Genomic DNA, 17,534 nt, shown 5'->3' with positions numbered 1-17,534 from the left:
ACAAACTAGAGTGTAGAAAAACTACTTCTTTATTTTTCATGTTATCTCGTCGAAAACTTCCGTCTTTAAATGCTTTGCGTGCTTTTGAAACAGCGGGCAGGAAGTTAAGTTTTCGCGCTGCTGCTGATGAATTAGGTGTTACACAAGGTGCTATTGCCCAACAAGTTCGTGCATTAGAAGATCATTTAAACGTTACTTTATTTCAACGGCTTCCACGAGGACTCTCTTTGACTCCTGAAGGAGCAAAGTATCTGGTCAATATCACTCGTGCTTTCGATATTCTTACTGATTCGACAGAATTACTTTTAGATCAGCCTGATAGCGTTACTATAAGTGTCACACCAACTGTTGCTGCCAAACTCTTAATTCCTCGGTTAGGCGATTTACATACTTTATTACCTGACATTAACTTACATACATTAGCTACTGAAGCAGTATCTGACTTTGATCGGGATCAGGTTGATATTGCTATCAGGCTAACCACAAAATCATTTCCAGAGAATTTAGAAACACAATTATTGTTTCATCAGGAACTCGTAGCTGTCGCAAGTCCTTATTTTGTCAAAGATTTAACGTTGCCATTAAAACGTGAACAGTTATTATCAATGCCACTTCTGCACGACGCACACGATCAATGGCCAAAATTTCTAAATACATTCACCAAGTTGTCAGGGCCTATATTTAATCAAACCACTCTGGCGTTGGACGCTGCTGTGTCAGGGCAAGGAATAGCTTTAGCATGTCGTGCGTTTGTTGAAGCAGATATTAAGTCAGGAAAACTAGTACAAGTTATTTCCGAAACTAAAATTGTTGAGCCAAGTTATTTTCTTGTCAGAAAAAAAGTTCTACATCCGAATGACAAAGTAAATCAAATTTGGAAATGGTGTATTGAATATTTAGGTACAGAGCAACCATAAAAAGAGAGTTTTATTGCTGTGATGAGTTTAACTCCAATCTTGAAGGGATAATGGTTTAGCAATTTATCCCTGCAAATTTTTATTAAGATTCATTATACCGAGCGAGTTAAGCCACCATCTACTCGAATATTCTGCCCTGTAATATAAGCAGCACTATAAGATGCAAGGAAAGCAACTGTATCTGCTATCTCTTCTTTTGAACCATAACGCTTCATTGGAACATTGTTAATGCGTTCATCTGTTTCTGGCTGAGTATCAATCCATCCAGGTAAGACATTATTAATACGGATATTATCAATCGCATATGTATCTGCACAAATTTTGGTAAATGCTGCCAATCCAGAACGAGCAACTGCAGAAGTTGGAAATAGTGAGCTAGGTTCAAATGTCCATGCACTAGAAATATTGATAATTACACCTTGCTTTTGTTTTTGCATTACAGGAATAACTAAACGTATAGGTCGTACAGCATTAAGAAAGTAAGTGTCTATACCATCATGCCAATCTTGGTCTGTTAATTCTAAAATTTCCTTGCGGGGACCATGTCCTGCACTGTTAACCAAAACATCTATTCGTCCCCAACGAGAAAGAGTTTCATCAATAAGGCGTTGAACATCGTCTATTGATTGATTTGATCCAGTAATACCTAGACCATTCAGTTGGTTTGCGAGAGCTTCACCTTTTCCTGATGAAGAAAGAATCGCAACATTAAATCCATCTGCTGCTAATTTTTTTGCAATAGCTGCGCCCATACCACTCCCAGCAGCTGTAATAATAGCAACTTTCTCAGACATAATTTTCACCTCTTAATTTAATTAAAAATATGAAATATTTAACAAATTTTGAGATGATGTTAAAATTTAAGAGGGTGTTGAGCAAACGATATATTTTCGTTAAACCCAGTAGAAAATCTATTGTCTTAATCAATATTCAAATTATCGTTTTTAGAAAAAAGTATCCTAAAAATAAGTGAAACCGATAACCTGTAAAACATTTTAAATTTTTATTAAATTTCTAATTCTGTGGCTAAGCACAGCCAAATTCTTTTGAACATTAGTTTCAGCCAATATCTTTAATTTCTTATGCAAAGCTTGAACTCGCTTATATAGGTGTTCACACAAATCTGCATCTGTGTGCTGATAATCCATTTTTTCCCAGTAAGCATTTACCCAAGCTTTTGTAAGAATTTAGCATTATGAAGTTGTGATAATAGACGGTTTGAATAATAGAGTCGCTTTGTTTACATCTACGTGTTTCAGGCTTGCGCCGTGATGTGTGGTTGTGAGGTCGTTAGATCCAGAGTAGAACTTAACTAAATTAATAAAAGCCCTGAAAGAGAGTAAAGCTAATCAAAATATTGCCTAAATTGTTTGGGAATAGGTAATGGATCTCCCTAATTGGATAGAATAAGCTACATTAGATGCGGGAAGAAAATAGAATTAATTTTTTTAAATTAATATGGCTAGTTTTAGTTTAAATAAAACTAGCCATATTTTTAGCCTAGTATTTATAATTTACTGATATGGAATAATTATGCACAAAGTTTTTCTAACTCTCTAAGCTTAATAAAATAATTAATAGAATATATTTTAAAAATGATATATCTTTTATTAGAAAAATAGGATGAGATTAATTTATCATAAAATTTAATGATAAGAGAAGTTACTTTGGGGAGATGTGATTTTAATGATAGATGAAGAAAAAATTAGTTCTTTTGAGGATATTCATAATATTTTAAGGAATGTATCTCTCGATGATGGGCATTACTTCCGTGGTGAGCGGCGTAGCGATTATTCATTAATTCCTAAAATTGGTCGAATAACAAGTAAACCTCAGCAGTACGAAAACGGAAAAATATATTTTGATCTCAGATATCCAGTCAGTATTATCAATGAACGTGAAGCTTTTAAACGCTTCAAGAATGCTGCTGGTCCATATCTTGAATCACCGCCAGTAAATGATTGGGATTGGCTAGCTCTCGCGCAGCATTATGGATTACCAACTCGTCTTTTAGACTGGACAACAAATCCACTTGTTGCTCTATATTTTGCAGTATTTGAATTTGTAAATGATACTTGGTTATTGAAAGAGCAGATCGATACACCCGATTTTCTTGGGGATGCTGCATTTTATGTTATGCGCGTAAAGCATCCACCTCTAGACATTAACACTTGTGATCCATTTGCTAGTGATGGTTTGTTCTTTTCAAATCATGTCAGCCCTCGAATTACTTCACAAGCTGGACTCTTTTCAATTCAGCAAGATCCACACATTCCGCTAAGATGGGGGCGTATAACAAAGTACCACATCCCATTTTCAGTTAGAATGGAAATAAAGCGTGAACTTGCTCTTTTTGGGGTGACACATAGTTTTATCTACCCGGGATTAGAGGGAATTAGTAAAGATTTACAAGAGCGAATTAATTGCTTTTGATGTTATGTAGTATTTAGTTCAATCAATGTTTTAATATATTAAAAATATCAGAATGGTACAGTAGTGATAACCTTATGCTGACAAAGCATAAGGTTAATATAATTATATTTTCCCTAAATAATTGTTAGATCTAAGTTATCAGCTAAACCATTGCTATGATGCTCCTTTAAAAGTCAATTCAACTTTCTTTTAAATTGGTTTAAAGAAAAGTTAGTAAAAATCCCACTTAATAAAAAATGCAAAAGAATCGAAATACGAAACGAATAAAATGACAATTAATCTCTAATTCCCCACTTACATTGCAAAATTAGCACCGCATTAAGCCTAGAAAATCCCCCGCTACAACCCCCACTTAACAATAACCCACCCATTATTTAGCCTTACTTTTCTAATGATTTAATTTAAAACAAATGGCATTTTGTGTGCTTGACTGCAATAGGGTTGGGCACTATTCTTTGCCTGCTGGCCACATTGCCAGACGGTCGTCGCGGACCGTGATGAAAGATCGCATCAGAGTTATTCCGTCTGAGGGATAGTCTTATGCGTGAACTCCCAGTCTCCTCCCGTAGCGGTAGGACGGGAGAGGGACACCTTCGGGTGTGCTGGTTATATCTTTCACCAGTCCGCGAACCCTTTCTCGTTCTGCCACCATAATTTCAATGTCTGGCAGAACTCCCAATAAAAAGGAGTTGGCTTTGCACATCCATTATTTCTTGGCACCGAGTGCCAAAAGCTATAACGACACAGCTTAAAAATTAAAGCAGCTTGAACGCCCTAAGGCTTTCAGGCTTAAAGTCTTTTTTACTTAAAACTTAGCAAAACAAAACTTGAGATGTGCCAAGCACAGTCTTATGGACTTTGCTGTGCCTTTTTTCTCCCAAAAAGGGCACAGGCTTTTTTATCTCATTTAGAAACAACAAGAATTTATAACGGTAAAACTATGCCAAAGTTAGTGCTTTCTTCCCGTGCCATACAAGTCATCAACAAGTCGATTGATTTATTTCAACATCGTGGCTTTCATACCGTTGGGGTAGATCGAATCGTCAAAGAATGTGAAATTACCAAAGCGACTTTTTATAACTTTTTTCATTCAAAAGAGCGGTTTATTGAAATCTGTTTGATCGTCCAGAAAGAACGATTAAAAGAAAAAGTGGTCTCAATTGTTGAGTATGCCCAAGGCACAAGCGCGACCGATAAACTCAAACAGCTTTATTTCTTACATACCGATGTAGAGGGGATGTACTACCTATTATTTAAAGCCATGTTCGAAACGAAACTGACCTATCCAAAAGCCTATATCACCGCAGTGAGATATCGCACATGGCTGCTGAATGAAATCTATAGCCAGCTTATAAAACTAAAAACCGATGCAACTTTTCAAGACGCCAAACTATTTTTATATATGATCGAAGGCGCAATCATTCAGCTTTTTAGTTCAGATGGGGCAATTGATCGGGAAAAGGTGTTGGATTGTTTTTTTATGCAGTTTAGGTAGGTGATGTAAAATGCTGGGCTGATAACAAAAAATATTAGACCGGTCGTCTACTAATCTATATAGTGAGGCCTTACTTTGTTGGCCTTCTAGTTTAAAAGAGAAAATTAATGTCTATTATTCTTCATCATTTAAATGCTTCACGCTCATTTCGCATTCTGTGGTTACTTGAAGAAATTAATCAACCTTATGAATTAAAAAATTATTTTCGAGATAAAACTACAAATCTTGCACCTCAAGAATTAAAAAATATTCATCCTTTAGGAAAATCACCAGTGATTGAACTCGATGGAAAAGTAATTGTAGAATCAGGTGCAATTGTAGAAATTTTGATTGAAAAGTTTGCTCCTCAACTGATGCCCGCGAAAGATTCAGACAGTTATTTTGATTATTTACAATGGGTTCATTTTTCAGAAAGTTCGGCTATGGTTCCATATTTATTAAATATTTTTAATTCGATTGAGTTAAAAAATGGCACTCAATTAAAGTTCTTGGACCAATATGCGCATGTTGAGTTGGATAAAGTATTTTCATATTTAGATCAACAATTAGTAGGCAAAAAATTCTTAGTAGGCAATAGCTTAACGGGTGCAGATTTTATGATTGGTTTCGTAGTCTATGGTCTAATTAATTCTTTAAATATTCGGTCAAAATATCTCAATATTGAGCAATATGTAAAAGGTCTCGAAAACCTAGAAAGCTGGCAAAAAGCCATGTCTATAGAACAAAATCTTCATCACCAAACCAATGCCTAAAAACGAAATGGCCTTAAGCACTTAAAAATAGAATTGATTTCTCAAGCAGAGAAATCAATTCAGCAATTTAGATCCCTTCAACAAAACTCACCATAACATCACAGCAGCCTTGGCGCTTACTTTTGGCAAGCTGATATTCAGGTGAAAAATAACATTCACGTGCAGTTTCCATATCTGGAAATTCAATGACCACGTGACGTTCAAACTCTTGTCCCTCTAAAACTTCTGAGGCACCACCACGCGCAAGAAACTTGGCGCCGTACTTTTGAAAAGCTTGCGGAGCAGTGGCCATATATTGTTTATATTGTTCCATATCATGAATGGTGACATGAGCAATCCAGTAAGCAGACATATCGTATTTCCCTATAATTCATTCAATAAAGGTTTATTTACCTTTTCCTAAAACTTGTGATTTCAGGCATCTAAAATATTTTTTGCGACAGCAGCAGCTTCGGCAATATGTTCAGCAACCGCTTGTTTTGCCTTTTCAGGGTCTTTGTGAAGGTAGATAGCTTCACACATATTTTTAATACGTTGATAACCTGAAATTTCACGCTTTGTTGATTTCATGGTCATGGCACGAAGACGGCTAATTCGGCCATTTAAGCGTTGTACCACTTCCCAAGCAATATGATGGTTTGCTGTAGTAAAGATGGTTTGATAAAGCTGGGTTGAGGTCTCAATAATCAGATTGATGTCATCGGCAGCAAAAGCAGCTTTAAGATCTTCTAATAGAAGCTTTAATTTTTCAGCAGTTTTCTCATCCAGGTTTTTAGTGCAGTCAGCCACAGCGCTTTGCTCTAACAAGAGACGAATTTCATAAATCTGTGAAGCGATGTCCCAGTTAAGTAGCGAAACAATAGGGCCTTTATTTGGCAAAATCTCGACTAAACCTTCTGCTTCTAAATAACGAATCACTTCGCGAACCACAGAACGGCTCACGCCGAGTTCTTCACATAATGTTCTTTCAACCAGTCTTTTTCCTGAAGGGAAATAGCCTGTAATAATGGCATTACGCACTTTATCTAAACACAGCTCTCGTAAAGTTACGGGCGGGTTTTCAATTTTAAGATTCATAAATAATTAAATTTTCCTGTTTTTTAACATGTTGAGTTTCATCACATGTTTTTCAATAAAAATTAGCATAGCAAACTCTTGCTTTTTTTTCAGTATGTATTATGGTATACCATAATACGAATGACAAGATAATTTACTTGCAAGGAAGAGCAATGAAACTCATACGTAAAACAGTGCTTCACGTAGAAACCACTTATGTAGATGGCGGCAAAGAAGCCGCAAAGCCTTTAAAAATGGTGGCAGCCGCAGCGGTCATTAAAAACCCGTGGGCAGGGCAAGGTTATGTAGAAAACCTAACACCGGAAATTCGCCGCATTGCGCCAATCTTAAGCGAGCATTTAACCAAACTTATTCTTGATGAAGTGGGTTCAGGTGATGCCGTTGAAGCTTTTGGCAAAAGTGCAGTGGTGGGCTTAAATGGTGAACTTGAGCATGCATCAGCTTTAATTCACACCTTACATTTTGGTAATACTTACCGTAGTGCTGTCGGTGCGAAATCTTATTTGGCATTTAACAATACCCGTGGCCCAGCAAACGCGCCGATTTTAATTCCAATGATGGATAAAAATGACGAAGGCCGTCGTTCTCATTACTTAACATTGCAATTTGCAATTCCAGATGCACCTGCTGCCGATGAGCTGGTTGTTGTGATTGGTGCAGCAACAGGTGGTCGACCACATCATCGTATTGGTGATCGTTATAAAGATTTGGAAGAGTTAGGTCATGATGTCAAAAACCCTGCAGCTGTCAAATAACCGTATAGCTCACTATTTTGAGCAAGGCGAAGGAGAGCCTCTGGTTCTGATCCATGGAGTGGGAATGCAAGCTGCGGCATGGTATCCACAAATTGAATATTTTTCTAAACATTATCATGTAATTTCAGTGGATATGCCGGGACATGGTCAAAGTACCAAATTACCGGCAGACGCAAAATTACAAGATTTTGTTGAATGGACCATCGAATTTATTACAGCCTTAAATCTAGGACCTGTAAATTTAGCAGGACATTCAATGGGATCACTGATTACGACAGGGGTTAGCGTTACCCGACCTGATTTGGTTAAACGAATGGCGGTGCTCAATGGAGTATATAAACGTACAACACAGGCACGTAATGCAGTCATCCAAAGAGCTGAAGAGTTAAAAACAGGCCGTATTGATGTCGAGACTCCGCTACAGCGCTGGTTTGGCGAAAGCGAAGTCGAGCGTATAGCAGCAGCCAAAGTAAAAACTTGGCTCGAAAATGTCGACTTGTCTGGTTATACCACTGCATATTCTGCTTTTGCGCAAGGCGATGAAACCTATGCAGATGACTGGTCAAAGATCACTTGTCCTGCTTTGGTGTTGACCGGAACGGATGATCCGAATTCAACTGCAGAAATGGCTGTGCAAATGGCAAAACAGGCAAAGCATGGCACTGCAATTGTCATTGAAAATGAACGTCACATGGTGAACTTAACTGCACCTGACAAAGTGAATAATGCAATGCAAGCGTGGTTGGAAACCAGCGTTTAATTTGCCACACATTGCTGAAGGAATATAACAATGAGTGAAATGGATACTATCAATAAAATGCGTGAACTTCGTGATGCTTTCGGGTCATTTATGACAGGCGTTACGGTGGTCACAACCTGTAAAGAAGATGGAACACCACTTGGCTTTACAGCGAACTCTTTTGCTTCGGTGTCTTTGGACCCAGCTTTACTTCTAGTGAGTATTGCCAAGACATCAAGCAATTATCATAACTTTGCAAATACCACTCATTTTGCAATCAATATTTTGGCAGAAGAGCAAAAGGATGTTTCAAATACTTTTGCTCGTCCAAGCGAAGACCGTTTTGCAAATATTTCATGGTCAAAAAGCACTTGCCAAAATCCGCTGATCGATCATGTCAGTGCATGGTTTGACTGTACAACCTACCAAGTTGTCGATGCAGGTGACCACGCCATTTTAATTGGTAAAGTTGAGGATTTTGCTTCGACAGGTTTTGCAGGTCTTGGTTATTATCGTGGTGGATATTTCACACCAGCTAAACTTTCTGCCGAGGTCATCTCTGGTCCTAAAGTGGTGATGAGTGCAATTATTGGTCATGAAAATACTATTTTGCTTGAAGAAACTGCCGATCATAAATGGACTATTCCACATGTCATGGTAGATAAAGATGGTGCTGATAAAGCGCTTGAGAAAATCTTTGCACAATATCAGCCAGATGCTTCTGCCAACTTCATTTATTCTGTATATGAAAACGTTGAAAACCAGCAGCAATATATTTCATTTTTATGCAACACACCCGTAGCTCAAGCCACTAAAGGTCAGTTTGTCGATTTAAATGATCTTGAAAAGCTAGAGTTTGTAGACAGCGCTTTAGAAAGTATGTTGATGCGCTATCGCAAAGAAAACCATTTGAAAACTTATGGTGTTTATTACGGAAATCAGACAACAGGTACAGTTCGTCAAATCGTTAAAGAGGAAGTTTAATCATGCGTTTTTCATTATTTGTGCATATGGAACGTGTTTCTGATCAGCAAACTCAGAAACAGCTTTATGATGAAATGATTGAGCTTTGTCAGATTGCAGACCGTGGCGGTATGCATGCGGTTTGGACAGGCGAACACCATGCCATGAACTTTACCATTGCACCAAACCCATTTTTAAATCTGGTCGATTTAGCTAATAAAACCAAAAATGTTCGTTTAGGTACAGGCACGGTGGTAGCGCCATTCTGGCATCCGATTAAACTTGCAGGTGAAGCTGCAATGACCGACATTATTACCAATGGCCGTTTAGATATTGGTATTGCTCGCGGTGCCTATTCGTTTGAATATGAACGTATGGTTCCGGGCATGGATGCATGGAGTGCTGGTCAGCGTTTACGTGAAATGATTCCTGCGATTAAAAACCTTTGGAAAGGCGATTATGAGCATAACGGTGAGTTTTGGCAGTTTCCAAAAACCACCTCGGCACCTCAACCGCTTCAACAACCGCACCCACCAATTTGGGTTGCTGCTCGTGATCCAAATAGCCATGAATTTGCTGTGCAAAATGGCTGTAATGTACAAGTAACGCCTTTGCATTTAGGTGACGAAGAAGTTGAAAAGCTCATGGGGCATTTCAATGCAGCTTGTGAAAAGTTCAGTGATGTACCGCGTCCGGAAATTATGTTGCTCCGCCATACCTATGTGGCAGATAGTGAAGAAGATGCTCAACTGGCAGCAGATGAAATCAATACCTTCTATAACTATTTCGGCGCTTGGTTTAAAAATGAGCGTGAAATTCATCAAGGTTTAATTGCACCTTTAAGCCCTGAAGAAATTGCTGCACATCCTTTTTATACACCTGAGGCGATGCGCAAAAATAACGTGATTGGGCAAGCCCAAGAAGTCATTGATCGCTTAAAAGCCTATGAAGCGATGGGCTATAACGAATATTCTTTCTGGATTGATACAGGCATGAGCTTTGAACGTAAAAAAGCCTCATTAGAACGTATGATCAATGAAGTTATGCCGGCATTTGCATAGAGGTGAATATCATGACAGCAGATTTTCAGCTTTATATTAATGGTCAGTTTGAATCTGGTGCAGCGACTTTTGAAAGTATTAATCCTGCAACAGGTGAAGTTTGGGCACACATGCCGGAAGCTCGAACCGATGAAGTCAACCGAGCAGTTCAAGCGGCATCTCAGGCATTAAAAGCACCGGAGTGGGCAGGTTTAACGGCCTCCCAGCGCGGTAAATTGCTCTATAAATTGGCTGATTTAATTGAAAAAGCTGCATCGCAACTTGCTCAAATTGAAACCAGTGACACGGGCAAAATTATTCGTGAAACATCGAGCCAGATTGCCTATGTCGCTGAATATTATCGCTACTATGCAGGTATTGCCGACAAATTAGAGGGCAGTTTTCTACCAATTGATAAGGCAGACATGCAAGCATGGATTGTTCGTGAACCAGTAGGTGTGGTTGCTGCAATTGTTCCTTGGAACAGTCAGTTATTTCTATCGGCAGTGAAGGTAGGGCCTGCTTTAGCGGCAGGTTGTACCGTCGTGCTAAAAGCTTCTGAAGACGGCCCTGGACCATTGTTAGCCTTTGCCAAATTAGTCCATGAAGCGGGTTTCCCGGCAGGAGTGGTCAATGTGATTACCGGTTTCGGGCCTGAATGTGGCGCCGTGTTGAGTAGTCATCCTGATGTTGCCCATGTTGCGTTTACAGGTGGTCCAGAAACGGCACGGCACATTGTGCGTAACTCGGCTGAAAATCTTGCAAAAGTTTCACTCGAATTAGGTGGTAAATCACCATTTATTGTATTTGCTGATGCAGATATTCAAAGTGCGGTAAATGCTCAGGTCGCTGCTATTTTTGCGGCCACAGGGCAGAGTTGTGTAGCAGGATCACGTTTACTGGTTGAAGAAAGCATTAAAGATGAATTTGTTCAGCGTTTGGTTGAGCGTGTACAAACCATAAAAATTGGTTTACCTCATGAGATGGCAACCGAGTTTGGACCACTTTGTACCTTACGCCAGCGCCAAAAAATTGAGCAAGTCATTGCAAGCTCAATCCAGCAAGGTGCAAAACTTCTTACTGGTGGTAAAAGCCTTGAGCGAGCAGGTTATTACTATCCACCGACCATTTTAGATTGTACCAATGCACCTCAAGCAGATTGCATTACCACGGAATTATTTGGTCCGGTGTTATCGGTAGATAGTTTCAAAGATGAAGCGGAAGCTGTGCAAAAAGCCAATAGCACGCCTTACGGGCTGGCAGCAGGCGTTTTTACCACCAATTTAAGCCGTGCGCACCGCATGACAAAAGTCATTGGGTCGGGAATTGTTTGGTTAAACACTTACCGAGCGGTTTCTCCACTTGCGCCTTTTGGTGGACATGGGCTTTCGGGACATGGGAGGGAAGGTGGCGCAAATGCGGTTCTAGATTACACCACCACCAAAACAGTTTGGTTACGTACCTCAGATGAGCCAATTGATGACCCATTTGTCATGAGATAAGTCATGACTTGAGGTATGAAAATATAACGGGATTTTAATTTCAAGGATGAAAAAATGAATCAGTCAAACTTAGCAATCGCCTAAAGCTTTAAATAGTTGAAAACGTAAAACTAGATGTATCGATGCTTAATCAAGTATTGATTGGACTGGCTTTACCTTTTTCTTGGCTAAAACAACACAAACAGAGGTATGAGCTGTTTGTAAAAGGAAATAAAAAAATGAAGCCGAGTCATATTGAAATGACTTTGGCTGGGCAGATTTTTTGATGTTGAGGAAATGAATTCCTCAAAGAGAGATTAAGGATATGAGCCAAAACGAAAATAGCAATAATGCTTTCGCCATCGAAAGTCATTCCATTGATTATGTTGCTCCCTCTGAACGTAATGGAAAAGTTCGCGATCTATTCACATTATGGTTTTGTACCAATATTGCACCGCTCGCCGTGATTACGGGTGCAATGTCAATTTTAACCTTTAACCTGAATATTGTAAGTGCATTGCTTGCGATCTGCTGCGGACATTTTTTTGGTGCAGCGATTTTAGCTTTAACCTCTGCACAAGGCCCCCAGGTCGGCATTCCTCAAATGATTCAGAGCCGTGCGCAGTTCGGGCGTTATGGGGCATTGCTGGTTGTAATGTTTACCACCCTCATTTATTTAGGTTTTTTCATCTCTAACATTATTTTGTCAGGTAAAACCCTTCATACCGTTGTTCCTGCTATTCCTGTGCCGACCGCGACCGTGATTGGCGCAATTGCAGCAACTACCATAGGCGTGATCGGTTATCACTTTATTCATAAGTTCAATAAAATTGGAACTTGGTTTATGGGTGGTTCGTTGCTCATCGGCCTCATGATTATGGTGCCGCATATTAATGCAGATGTACTTGCTAAAGGCTCTTTCAATATGAAAGGCTGGTTTGCCATGTTTGGTTTGTGTGCGGTATGGCAAATTAGTTTCTCACCTTATACCTCTGACTATTCACGATATTTACCGAAGTCGATTGGTATTTATAAGCCATTTATCTTTACCTATTTAGGCGCATCGTTAGGAACTATTTTTGCAATGGCATTTGGTACGATTGCGGTCAGCATTGGCTCAACCACAGATGCCATGGAAGCGGTAAAGTCGGGTACTGGGCTATTCGGTTATGTTCTTATGATTTTGTTCTTATGCAATATCATTGGTCATAATGCCATGAACCTATACGGTGCGGTTCTGTCTTGTATTACCTCAATTCAGACTTTTGCAGGGCAATGGATGCCAAGTCGAAATATCCGAGTCGTGTTATCAATCATTGTATTAGTTCTAGCGACTTTAACGGCACTTTGGGCATCAAGTAACTTTATTAGTTTCTTCTTGAATGTGATTTTTGCGCTGTTATTTATTTTGGTGCCATGGGTGTCTATTAATTTACTAGATTTCTATGTCGTGAATAAAAAGTCTTATGACATTCAATCCATCTTTGCACGTGATGGTGGTATTTATGGCAAATTTAATGCAAAAGCGCTTACAGCTTATTTCATTGGGATTGCGGTACAAATTCCATTCTTAAAAAATGCGTTTTTCACAGGTGCATTGGCCGATGTAATTCCGGATGCGGATATTTCATGGGTTATTGGATTGGTGGTGAGTCTGGCGGTGTATTACGTCTTTAATCTAGGAAAGATTAAATGTTCAGCACCGGCATTAAACGCAAAATTACCTCAATAAGCATTGTAGTGAAAGGAATCCCACAATGAAAAAAAGTTATTTACAAGCGGCTCTAAGCACAGCATTGATGGCCGTAATCTATCCAAGTTACGCAGGTGTAAGTTTTGGAGATACCGATGGTGAATACGGTAAGCTCACCGTATCGGGCTATGTTCGCGCTAATTATCAAGATAAACACTATGGAGAGTCAGTTTCTGATCAAAAAATTCGTTTTGATGCTGCGCAGTTAAAACTGGACTACGAGCGTGGATCGTTATTTGGTCACGCGGAATATCGTTGTTATCAATATGACCGTCTATGTGATTTTTCTACGTTGGTTGATGGTTATGTAGGATACAAATTAAATAAAACAGATCAGGTGGTGGCAGGTGTTCAGCCGATTCCATTTGGGCCGGGCCGTTTTTGGGGCAATAGCCTATATGGAAGTATCAGCACAACCGCAGGTTTAGAAGATGTTCATAATCTTGGTTTGAGTTATCACTTTGAATTGCCGTCAGCAACCAAGTTTGATGTGGGTTATTTTGCGGTAGATGGTGGAAACTACAGAGGTTCTACCCAAGACTCAGGTCGCTATACAGCAAACTACGTGAGTTCAAATGATCCGAATAAAACCGATTTGCAAGAAAAGAACATGTGGGTAGGCCGAGTGACTCAAGATGTAAATCTTGGAATTAATGGTTTAACCACACAGCTCGGTGGTTCATATTGGACATCGGATATTGAAAATAAAGCCGCTTCGAGTGATGGCCGCCGTCATGCATGGGCACTTTTTGGTAAAGCCAACTATGGCAATTTTAATGTGACCCTTACAGGTGGTAAAAATGACGTAACTAATCAGGATCAGCTCAACCCTAATCAGTCACTTATGGGTTCCTACGACAGTGAATATTATGTCGCGAATAAAGGAACGTTCTATACGGCAGATGTGGGCTACTCTTTCAAAGATGTTAAGCAGATCGGAAACATTACGCCGTACTTTATGTACAGTCAGTATGATAAAGATCAGGACAATATGAAAGATTCGGTCCGTAATATTATTGGTGTGTCTATTGACGATAAACAGCTATCTTTGGTGGCTGAATACATCATGAGTAAAAATGACCCATTCATTGGGGGAACTCAAGATTCATTGGCAAAAGGGGATGATAACCAGTGGAATAAGTTGCTTAACTTAACGCTGTTTTATTATTTCTAAATACACTTAAGCATTCGGGCATACCGAAAATTTTTTTAAATTAATTTTTGGTATGCCATAATACAAAGTTGATGGTGAGCAATTTAATTTATATATCGCTCCACTATCAATGCAGAAGATCTCAACAGGATAATGATCATGCAGCTTAATGAACTCGCTTTATTTCATCAGCAAGCCTTTGTTGCTGGAAAGTGGTGCGATGCAGACCATCAACAAACATCCGAAATTTTAAATCCGGCGACATTAGAGATTATTGGTACTGTCCCTAATATGGGCAAAGCTGAAGCTGAACGTGCCATTGAAGCTGCAAAAGAAGCTTGGCCGCTATGGAAAAATAAAACAGCAAAAGATCGATCAATTATTTTAAAAAAATGGTTCGATTTAATCATTTCAAATGCAGATGACTTGGCTTTTATTTTAACGAGTGAGCAAGGAAAGCCTTTAGCTGAAGCCAAAGGTGAAATTTTATATGCTGCCAGTTTTATTGAATGGTTTGCCGAAGAAGCAAAACGAGTGTATGGCGATATTATTCCGAGTCCATATCCCGATGCTCGTATTGTCGTAAATAAACAGCCTATTGGTGTCGTTGCAGCCATTACGCCGTGGAATTTTCCCGCTGCCATGATTACGCGTAAGGTTGCTCCAGCCTTGGCGGCAGGTTGTCCTTGTATTGTAAAACCGGCACCTGAAACACCTTTTACTGCTTTGGCTTTAGTGGACTTAGCTGTGCAAGCGGGTGTACCTGCTGAAATTTTTAGTGTGATTACAGGCGATGCAGCTCATATTGGTGATGCGATTTTTGAAAGTGATGTCGTACGCAAGTTTACTTTTACTGGGTCAACACCAGTCGGCAAAATGCTGCTTGAGCGTTCAGCAAAAACCTTAAAAAAAGTTTCCTTAGAGTTGGGTGGCAATGCGCCGTTTATTGTATTTGATGATGCCGATTTAGATGCAGCAATTGAGGGAGCACTCATTGCTAAATTTAGAAATGCAGGGCAAACCTGTGTGTGCGTCAATCGATTTTTAGTGCAGGCAGGCATTTATGAAAAATTTATTGCTGCCTTAAGCCAAAAAATTCAAAACTTTAATATTGGTAATGGATTAGAAGCAGGGCATGACATTGGGCCATTAATTAATGCCAATGCGGTGAAAAAAGTTGAAACTCATATTCAAGATGCATTAGATAAAAATGGTCGTCTTGTGGTTGGTGGTAAAAAGCATAAAGCGGGTGAATTGTTTTTTGAACCGACACTGATTGCAGATGTTACCGCTGATATGGATGTGGCAACTCAAGAAACGTTTGGTCCACTAGCAGCCGTGTTTAAATTTGAAACCGAGCAACAAGCTGTTGAAATGGCCAACGCAACTGAATTTGGTTTAGCCGCATATTGTTATACCAAAGATTTAGGCCGTGCTTGGCGAATGAGTGAACAGCTTGAGTATGGCATGGTCGGAATTAATAAAGGCCTTATTTCAAATGAAGTTGCGCCTTTTGGTGGAATTAAACAGTCTGGTTTGGGACGTGAAGGTTCTAAATACGGTATTGAAGATTATCTGGAAATTAAATACACCTTGTTTGGAGGATTGAATATATGAGTAATGAAAAATTTGAAAAGGGTTTAGCAATCCGCAAACAAGTTCTTGGTGAAGAATATGTAAATAATTCAATCAACAATGCCGATGAATTTAATCTTCCTCTTCAAGAGTTAGTCACTGAATATTGCTGGGGAGCTGTTTGGGGGCGTGAAGAATTAAGTAAGCCTGAGCGTAGTTTAATTAATTTGGCAATGATTTCAGCTTTAAATCGTCCGCATGAATTAAAACTACATGTTAAAGGTGCACTTCGAAATGGTGTACCTAAAGAGAAAATTCGTGAAGTGCTTTTACAGGTTGCAATTTACTGTGGCGTGCCTGCTGCTGTAGATAGCTTTCGTATTGCTAAAGAGGCAATTAAAGAATTTGAATCTGAGCAATAAACGTTGCCTTTGAATAATTAAAAAAACCTTGTTCAAGTGAACGAGGCTTTTTTATTTTAAGCTTATTTGTTCAGTTCAGGTGGTAAATGCTGCGCTAAATAATCAATTGCAAGGCGGGTTTTGAGTGGCATAAAAGGCAGTGTAGGCCATACCAAATGGATCGGAAAAGCAATGCTCGACATGGTTTCTAACACTTGTACGAGCTTACCATCCTGTAATTCATTTTGAATGAGCCAATCAGGTAGCCAAGCGATACCAGCTCCAGCAAGGGCTGCATTTTTAATGGCTTGTAAGTCATTTAAAAGAAGTTTTGCTTTGGGCTTAATAAAGAAAGGCTGGCTATTTTCTTTTTGAAGTCGCCATTTTTGCATTTGACCAAAATGCGAATCGGCAATCGTGGCGTGGTGGTCTAAGTCTTCAATATGTTCTAGAGGACCTGCTTCATTTAAATAGTCAGGTGAGGCACAAAGTAGCATTCGATGTTCACCAATCGGTTTGGCAACGAGCTGAGTGGTGTCAGGTAACGCTCCGATGCGGATGCATAAATCAAAACCTTCTTCAACCAAGTCTACATTTCGATCATTAAATGAAATTTCTAGCTGTAAGTCGGTATGCTGTTGAGCAAATTTAACCATGAGCGGGGCAGCAAAGAGTTGACCGAAAAGCACTGGCACAGACATTCGTAAACGGCCTGTTGCATTTATTTTCCCTTGGTCTAATAACGCCGCCGCATTTTGTATTTCACTTAACGCTCGGCGGCTATGCTCATAAAACAAAGCACCTTCGTCAGTCATGCTGAGTGAACGTGTTGTTCTTTTAAATAAAGCAACGCCAAGCTGATCTTCAAGCCGAGCAATATTTTTACTTATGGCTGAGCGAGTTAAATGCAATTGCTCGGCAGCTTTTACAAAACTTCCAGCTTCAACCACAGTCACAAATATAGAAATTGCACTGAGTTCATGTTGCATGATTGTTGCCT

General features: G+C 39.4%; 18 protein-coding genes and 1 pseudogene. 15 read left to right on the top strand and 4 right to left on the bottom strand.

Features of this window, described 5'->3' with window-relative positions:
* Positions 1-38 precede the first annotated feature (38 nt).
* Complete coding sequence (locus KTJ10_RS02575; RefSeq protein ID WP_032063506.1) at positions 39-917, top strand: LysR substrate-binding domain-containing protein; 879 nt, start codon at positions 39-41, stop codon at positions 915-917.
* A gap of 92 nt (positions 918-1,009) precedes the next feature.
* Here the strand turns inward: KTJ10_RS02575 and KTJ10_RS02570 are convergent, their stop codons facing one another.
* Positions 1,010-1,711 (bottom strand): SDR family oxidoreductase, encoded by a 702-nt coding sequence (locus tag KTJ10_RS02570; RefSeq protein WP_002114397.1) that lies wholly within the window; start codon positions 1,709-1,711, stop codon positions 1,010-1,012.
* A 397-nt stretch (positions 1,712-2,108) separates the two neighbouring features.
* On the opposite strand from KTJ10_RS02570, the pseudogene KTJ10_RS02565 reads away from it, so the two are divergent.
* The 4 genes and pseudogenes from KTJ10_RS02565 to KTJ10_RS02550 all read left to right on the top strand — a co-directional run.
* Positions 2,109-2,189, top strand: a pseudogene (locus KTJ10_RS02565) (phenylacetic acid degradation protein); the annotation flags it as partial.
* Positions 2,190-2,603: 414 nt separating this feature from the next.
* The gene (locus KTJ10_RS02560) at positions 2,604-3,350 is read left to right on the top strand and encodes an FRG domain-containing protein (protein ID WP_050680443.1); all 747 of its coding nucleotides are present in this window, start codon (positions 2,604-2,606) and stop codon (positions 3,348-3,350) included.
* A gap of 940 nt (positions 3,351-4,290) precedes the next feature.
* Positions 4,291-4,845 carry a TetR/AcrR family transcriptional regulator gene (locus KTJ10_RS02555; protein ID WP_262441274.1) on the top strand — a complete coding sequence of 185 codons (555 nt, stop codon included), beginning with the start codon at positions 4,291-4,293 and terminating at the stop codon, positions 4,843-4,845.
* 107 nt (positions 4,846-4,952) lie between these two features.
* Positions 4,953-5,597: a glutathione S-transferase family protein gene (locus tag KTJ10_RS02550; protein ID WP_262441273.1), complete on the top strand. Its 645-nt coding sequence runs from the start codon at positions 4,953-4,955 to the stop codon at positions 5,595-5,597.
* Positions 5,598-5,664: 67 nt separating this feature from the next.
* On the opposite strand, the gene KTJ10_RS02545 is transcribed toward KTJ10_RS02550, so the two are convergent.
* Positions 5,665-5,949 (bottom strand): DUF1330 domain-containing protein, encoded by a 285-nt coding sequence (locus KTJ10_RS02545; protein ID WP_001277471.1) that lies wholly within the window; start codon positions 5,947-5,949, stop codon positions 5,665-5,667.
* Positions 5,950-6,011: 62 nt separating this feature from the next.
* Positions 6,012-6,674, bottom strand: a complete 663-nt coding sequence (locus KTJ10_RS02540) for a GntR family transcriptional regulator (RefSeq protein WP_005076670.1) — start codon at positions 6,672-6,674, stop codon at positions 6,012-6,014.
* A 152-nt stretch (positions 6,675-6,826) separates the two neighbouring features.
* Between KTJ10_RS02540 and KTJ10_RS02535 the strand changes: the two genes are divergently transcribed.
* The 10 genes from KTJ10_RS02535 (at position 6,827) to KTJ10_RS02490 (ending at position 16,555) form a co-directional block, all read left to right on the top strand.
* Positions 6,827-7,429 (top strand): amino acid synthesis family protein, encoded by a 603-nt coding sequence (locus tag KTJ10_RS02535; RefSeq protein WP_262441272.1) that lies wholly within the window; start codon positions 6,827-6,829, stop codon positions 7,427-7,429.
* Complete coding sequence (locus KTJ10_RS02530) at positions 7,398-8,189, top strand: alpha/beta fold hydrolase (protein ID WP_086355181.1); 792 nt, start codon at positions 7,398-7,400, stop codon at positions 8,187-8,189. Before KTJ10_RS02535 ends, KTJ10_RS02530 begins: the two co-directional genes overlap by 32 nt.
* Positions 8,190-8,219: 30 nt before the next feature.
* Positions 8,220-9,152, top strand: a complete 933-nt coding sequence (tgnA, locus tag KTJ10_RS02525; protein ID WP_002157209.1) for a flavin-dependent trigonelline monooxygenase reductase component — start codon at positions 8,220-8,222, stop codon at positions 9,150-9,152.
* A gap of 2 nt (positions 9,153-9,154) precedes the next feature.
* Positions 9,155-10,192, top strand: a complete 1,038-nt coding sequence (gene tgnB, locus KTJ10_RS02520; protein WP_001212562.1) for a flavin-dependent trigonelline monooxygenase oxygenase component — start codon at positions 9,155-9,157, stop codon at positions 10,190-10,192.
* An 11-nt stretch (positions 10,193-10,203) separates the two neighbouring features.
* The gene (gene tgnC / locus KTJ10_RS02515) at positions 10,204-11,673 is read left to right on the top strand and encodes a (Z)-2-((N-methylformamido)methylene)-5-hydroxybutyrolactone dehydrogenase (protein WP_262441271.1); all 1,470 of its coding nucleotides are present in this window, start codon (positions 10,204-10,206) and stop codon (positions 11,671-11,673) included.
* 122 nt (positions 11,674-11,795) lie between these two features.
* Positions 11,796-11,939 carry a hypothetical protein gene (locus tag KTJ10_RS02510; protein ID WP_000934372.1) on the top strand — a complete coding sequence of 48 codons (144 nt, stop codon included), beginning with the start codon at positions 11,796-11,798 and terminating at the stop codon, positions 11,937-11,939.
* Positions 11,940-11,977: 38 nt separating this feature from the next.
* Entirely contained in the window at positions 11,978-13,384 is a 1,407-nt protein-coding gene (locus KTJ10_RS02505) for a purine-cytosine permease family protein (RefSeq protein ID WP_161282015.1), read from the top strand.
* A 25-nt stretch (positions 13,385-13,409) separates the two neighbouring features.
* A complete protein-coding gene (locus KTJ10_RS02500; RefSeq protein ID WP_262441270.1) occupies positions 13,410-14,579 on the top strand; it encodes a hypothetical protein in 1,170 nt (389 codons plus the stop codon).
* A 138-nt stretch (positions 14,580-14,717) separates the two neighbouring features.
* A complete protein-coding gene (locus tag KTJ10_RS02495; RefSeq protein ID WP_057086187.1) occupies positions 14,718-16,175 on the top strand; it encodes an NAD-dependent succinate-semialdehyde dehydrogenase in 1,458 nt (485 codons plus the stop codon).
* Positions 16,172-16,555: a carboxymuconolactone decarboxylase family protein gene (locus tag KTJ10_RS02490; RefSeq protein ID WP_000064100.1), complete on the top strand. Its 384-nt coding sequence runs from the start codon at positions 16,172-16,174 to the stop codon at positions 16,553-16,555. The genes KTJ10_RS02495 and KTJ10_RS02490 overlap by 4 nt, the downstream gene beginning before the upstream one ends.
* A gap of 62 nt (positions 16,556-16,617) precedes the next feature.
* On the opposite strand, the gene KTJ10_RS02485 is transcribed toward KTJ10_RS02490, so the two are convergent.
* On the bottom strand, positions 16,618-17,523 hold the full coding sequence (locus tag KTJ10_RS02485) for a LysR family transcriptional regulator (protein WP_262441269.1): 906 nt from the start codon (positions 17,521-17,523) through the stop codon (positions 16,618-16,620).
* Positions 17,524-17,534: the final 11 nt, after the last annotated feature.

Source organism: Acinetobacter sp. WU_MDCI_Abxc222, from assembly GCF_025514755.1.
Lineage (GTDB): Bacteria > Pseudomonadota > Gammaproteobacteria > Pseudomonadales > Moraxellaceae > Acinetobacter > Acinetobacter geminorum.
This window is presented reverse-complemented; position numbering and strand designations above follow the sequence as displayed.

Bases quoted from the DNA above. Each gene is read 5' to 3' on its own strand.
- KTJ10_RS02575 (WP_032063506.1), top strand. From the start codon at position 39: ATGTTATCTCGTCGAAAACTTCCGTCTTTAAATGCTTTGCGTGCTTTT.
- KTJ10_RS02570 (WP_002114397.1), bottom strand. From the start codon at position 1,711: ATGTCTGAGAAAGTTGCTATTATTACAGCTGCTGGGAGTGGTATGGGC.
- KTJ10_RS02560 (WP_050680443.1), top strand. From the start codon at position 2,604: ATGATAGATGAAGAAAAAATTAGTTCTTTTGAGGATATTCATAATATT.
- KTJ10_RS02555 (WP_262441274.1), top strand. From the start codon at position 4,291: ATGCCAAAGTTAGTGCTTTCTTCCCGTGCCATACAAGTCATCAACAAG.
- KTJ10_RS02550 (WP_262441273.1), top strand. From the start codon at position 4,953: ATGTCTATTATTCTTCATCATTTAAATGCTTCACGCTCATTTCGCATT.
- KTJ10_RS02545 (WP_001277471.1), bottom strand. From the start codon at position 5,949: ATGTCTGCTTACTGGATTGCTCATGTCACCATTCATGATATGGAACAA.
- KTJ10_RS02540 (WP_005076670.1), bottom strand. From the start codon at position 6,674: ATGAATCTTAAAATTGAAAACCCGCCCGTAACTTTACGAGAGCTGTGT.
- KTJ10_RS02535 (WP_262441272.1), top strand. From the start codon at position 6,827: ATGAAACTCATACGTAAAACAGTGCTTCACGTAGAAACCACTTATGTA.
- KTJ10_RS02530 (WP_086355181.1), top strand. From the start codon at position 7,398: ATGATGTCAAAAACCCTGCAGCTGTCAAATAACCGTATAGCTCACTAT.
- tgnA (WP_002157209.1), top strand. From the start codon at position 8,220: ATGAGTGAAATGGATACTATCAATAAAATGCGTGAACTTCGTGATGCT.
- tgnB (WP_001212562.1), top strand. From the start codon at position 9,155: ATGCGTTTTTCATTATTTGTGCATATGGAACGTGTTTCTGATCAGCAA.
- tgnC (WP_262441271.1), top strand. From the start codon at position 10,204: ATGACAGCAGATTTTCAGCTTTATATTAATGGTCAGTTTGAATCTGGT.
- KTJ10_RS02510 (WP_000934372.1), top strand. From the start codon at position 11,796: ATGCTTAATCAAGTATTGATTGGACTGGCTTTACCTTTTTCTTGGCTA.
- KTJ10_RS02505 (WP_161282015.1), top strand. From the start codon at position 11,978: ATGAGCCAAAACGAAAATAGCAATAATGCTTTCGCCATCGAAAGTCAT.
- KTJ10_RS02500 (WP_262441270.1), top strand. From the start codon at position 13,410: ATGAAAAAAAGTTATTTACAAGCGGCTCTAAGCACAGCATTGATGGCC.
- KTJ10_RS02495 (WP_057086187.1), top strand. From the start codon at position 14,718: ATGCAGCTTAATGAACTCGCTTTATTTCATCAGCAAGCCTTTGTTGCT.
- KTJ10_RS02490 (WP_000064100.1), top strand. From the start codon at position 16,172: ATGAGTAATGAAAAATTTGAAAAGGGTTTAGCAATCCGCAAACAAGTT.
- KTJ10_RS02485 (WP_262441269.1), bottom strand. From the start codon at position 17,523: ATGCAACATGAACTCAGTGCAATTTCTATATTTGTGACTGTGGTTGAA.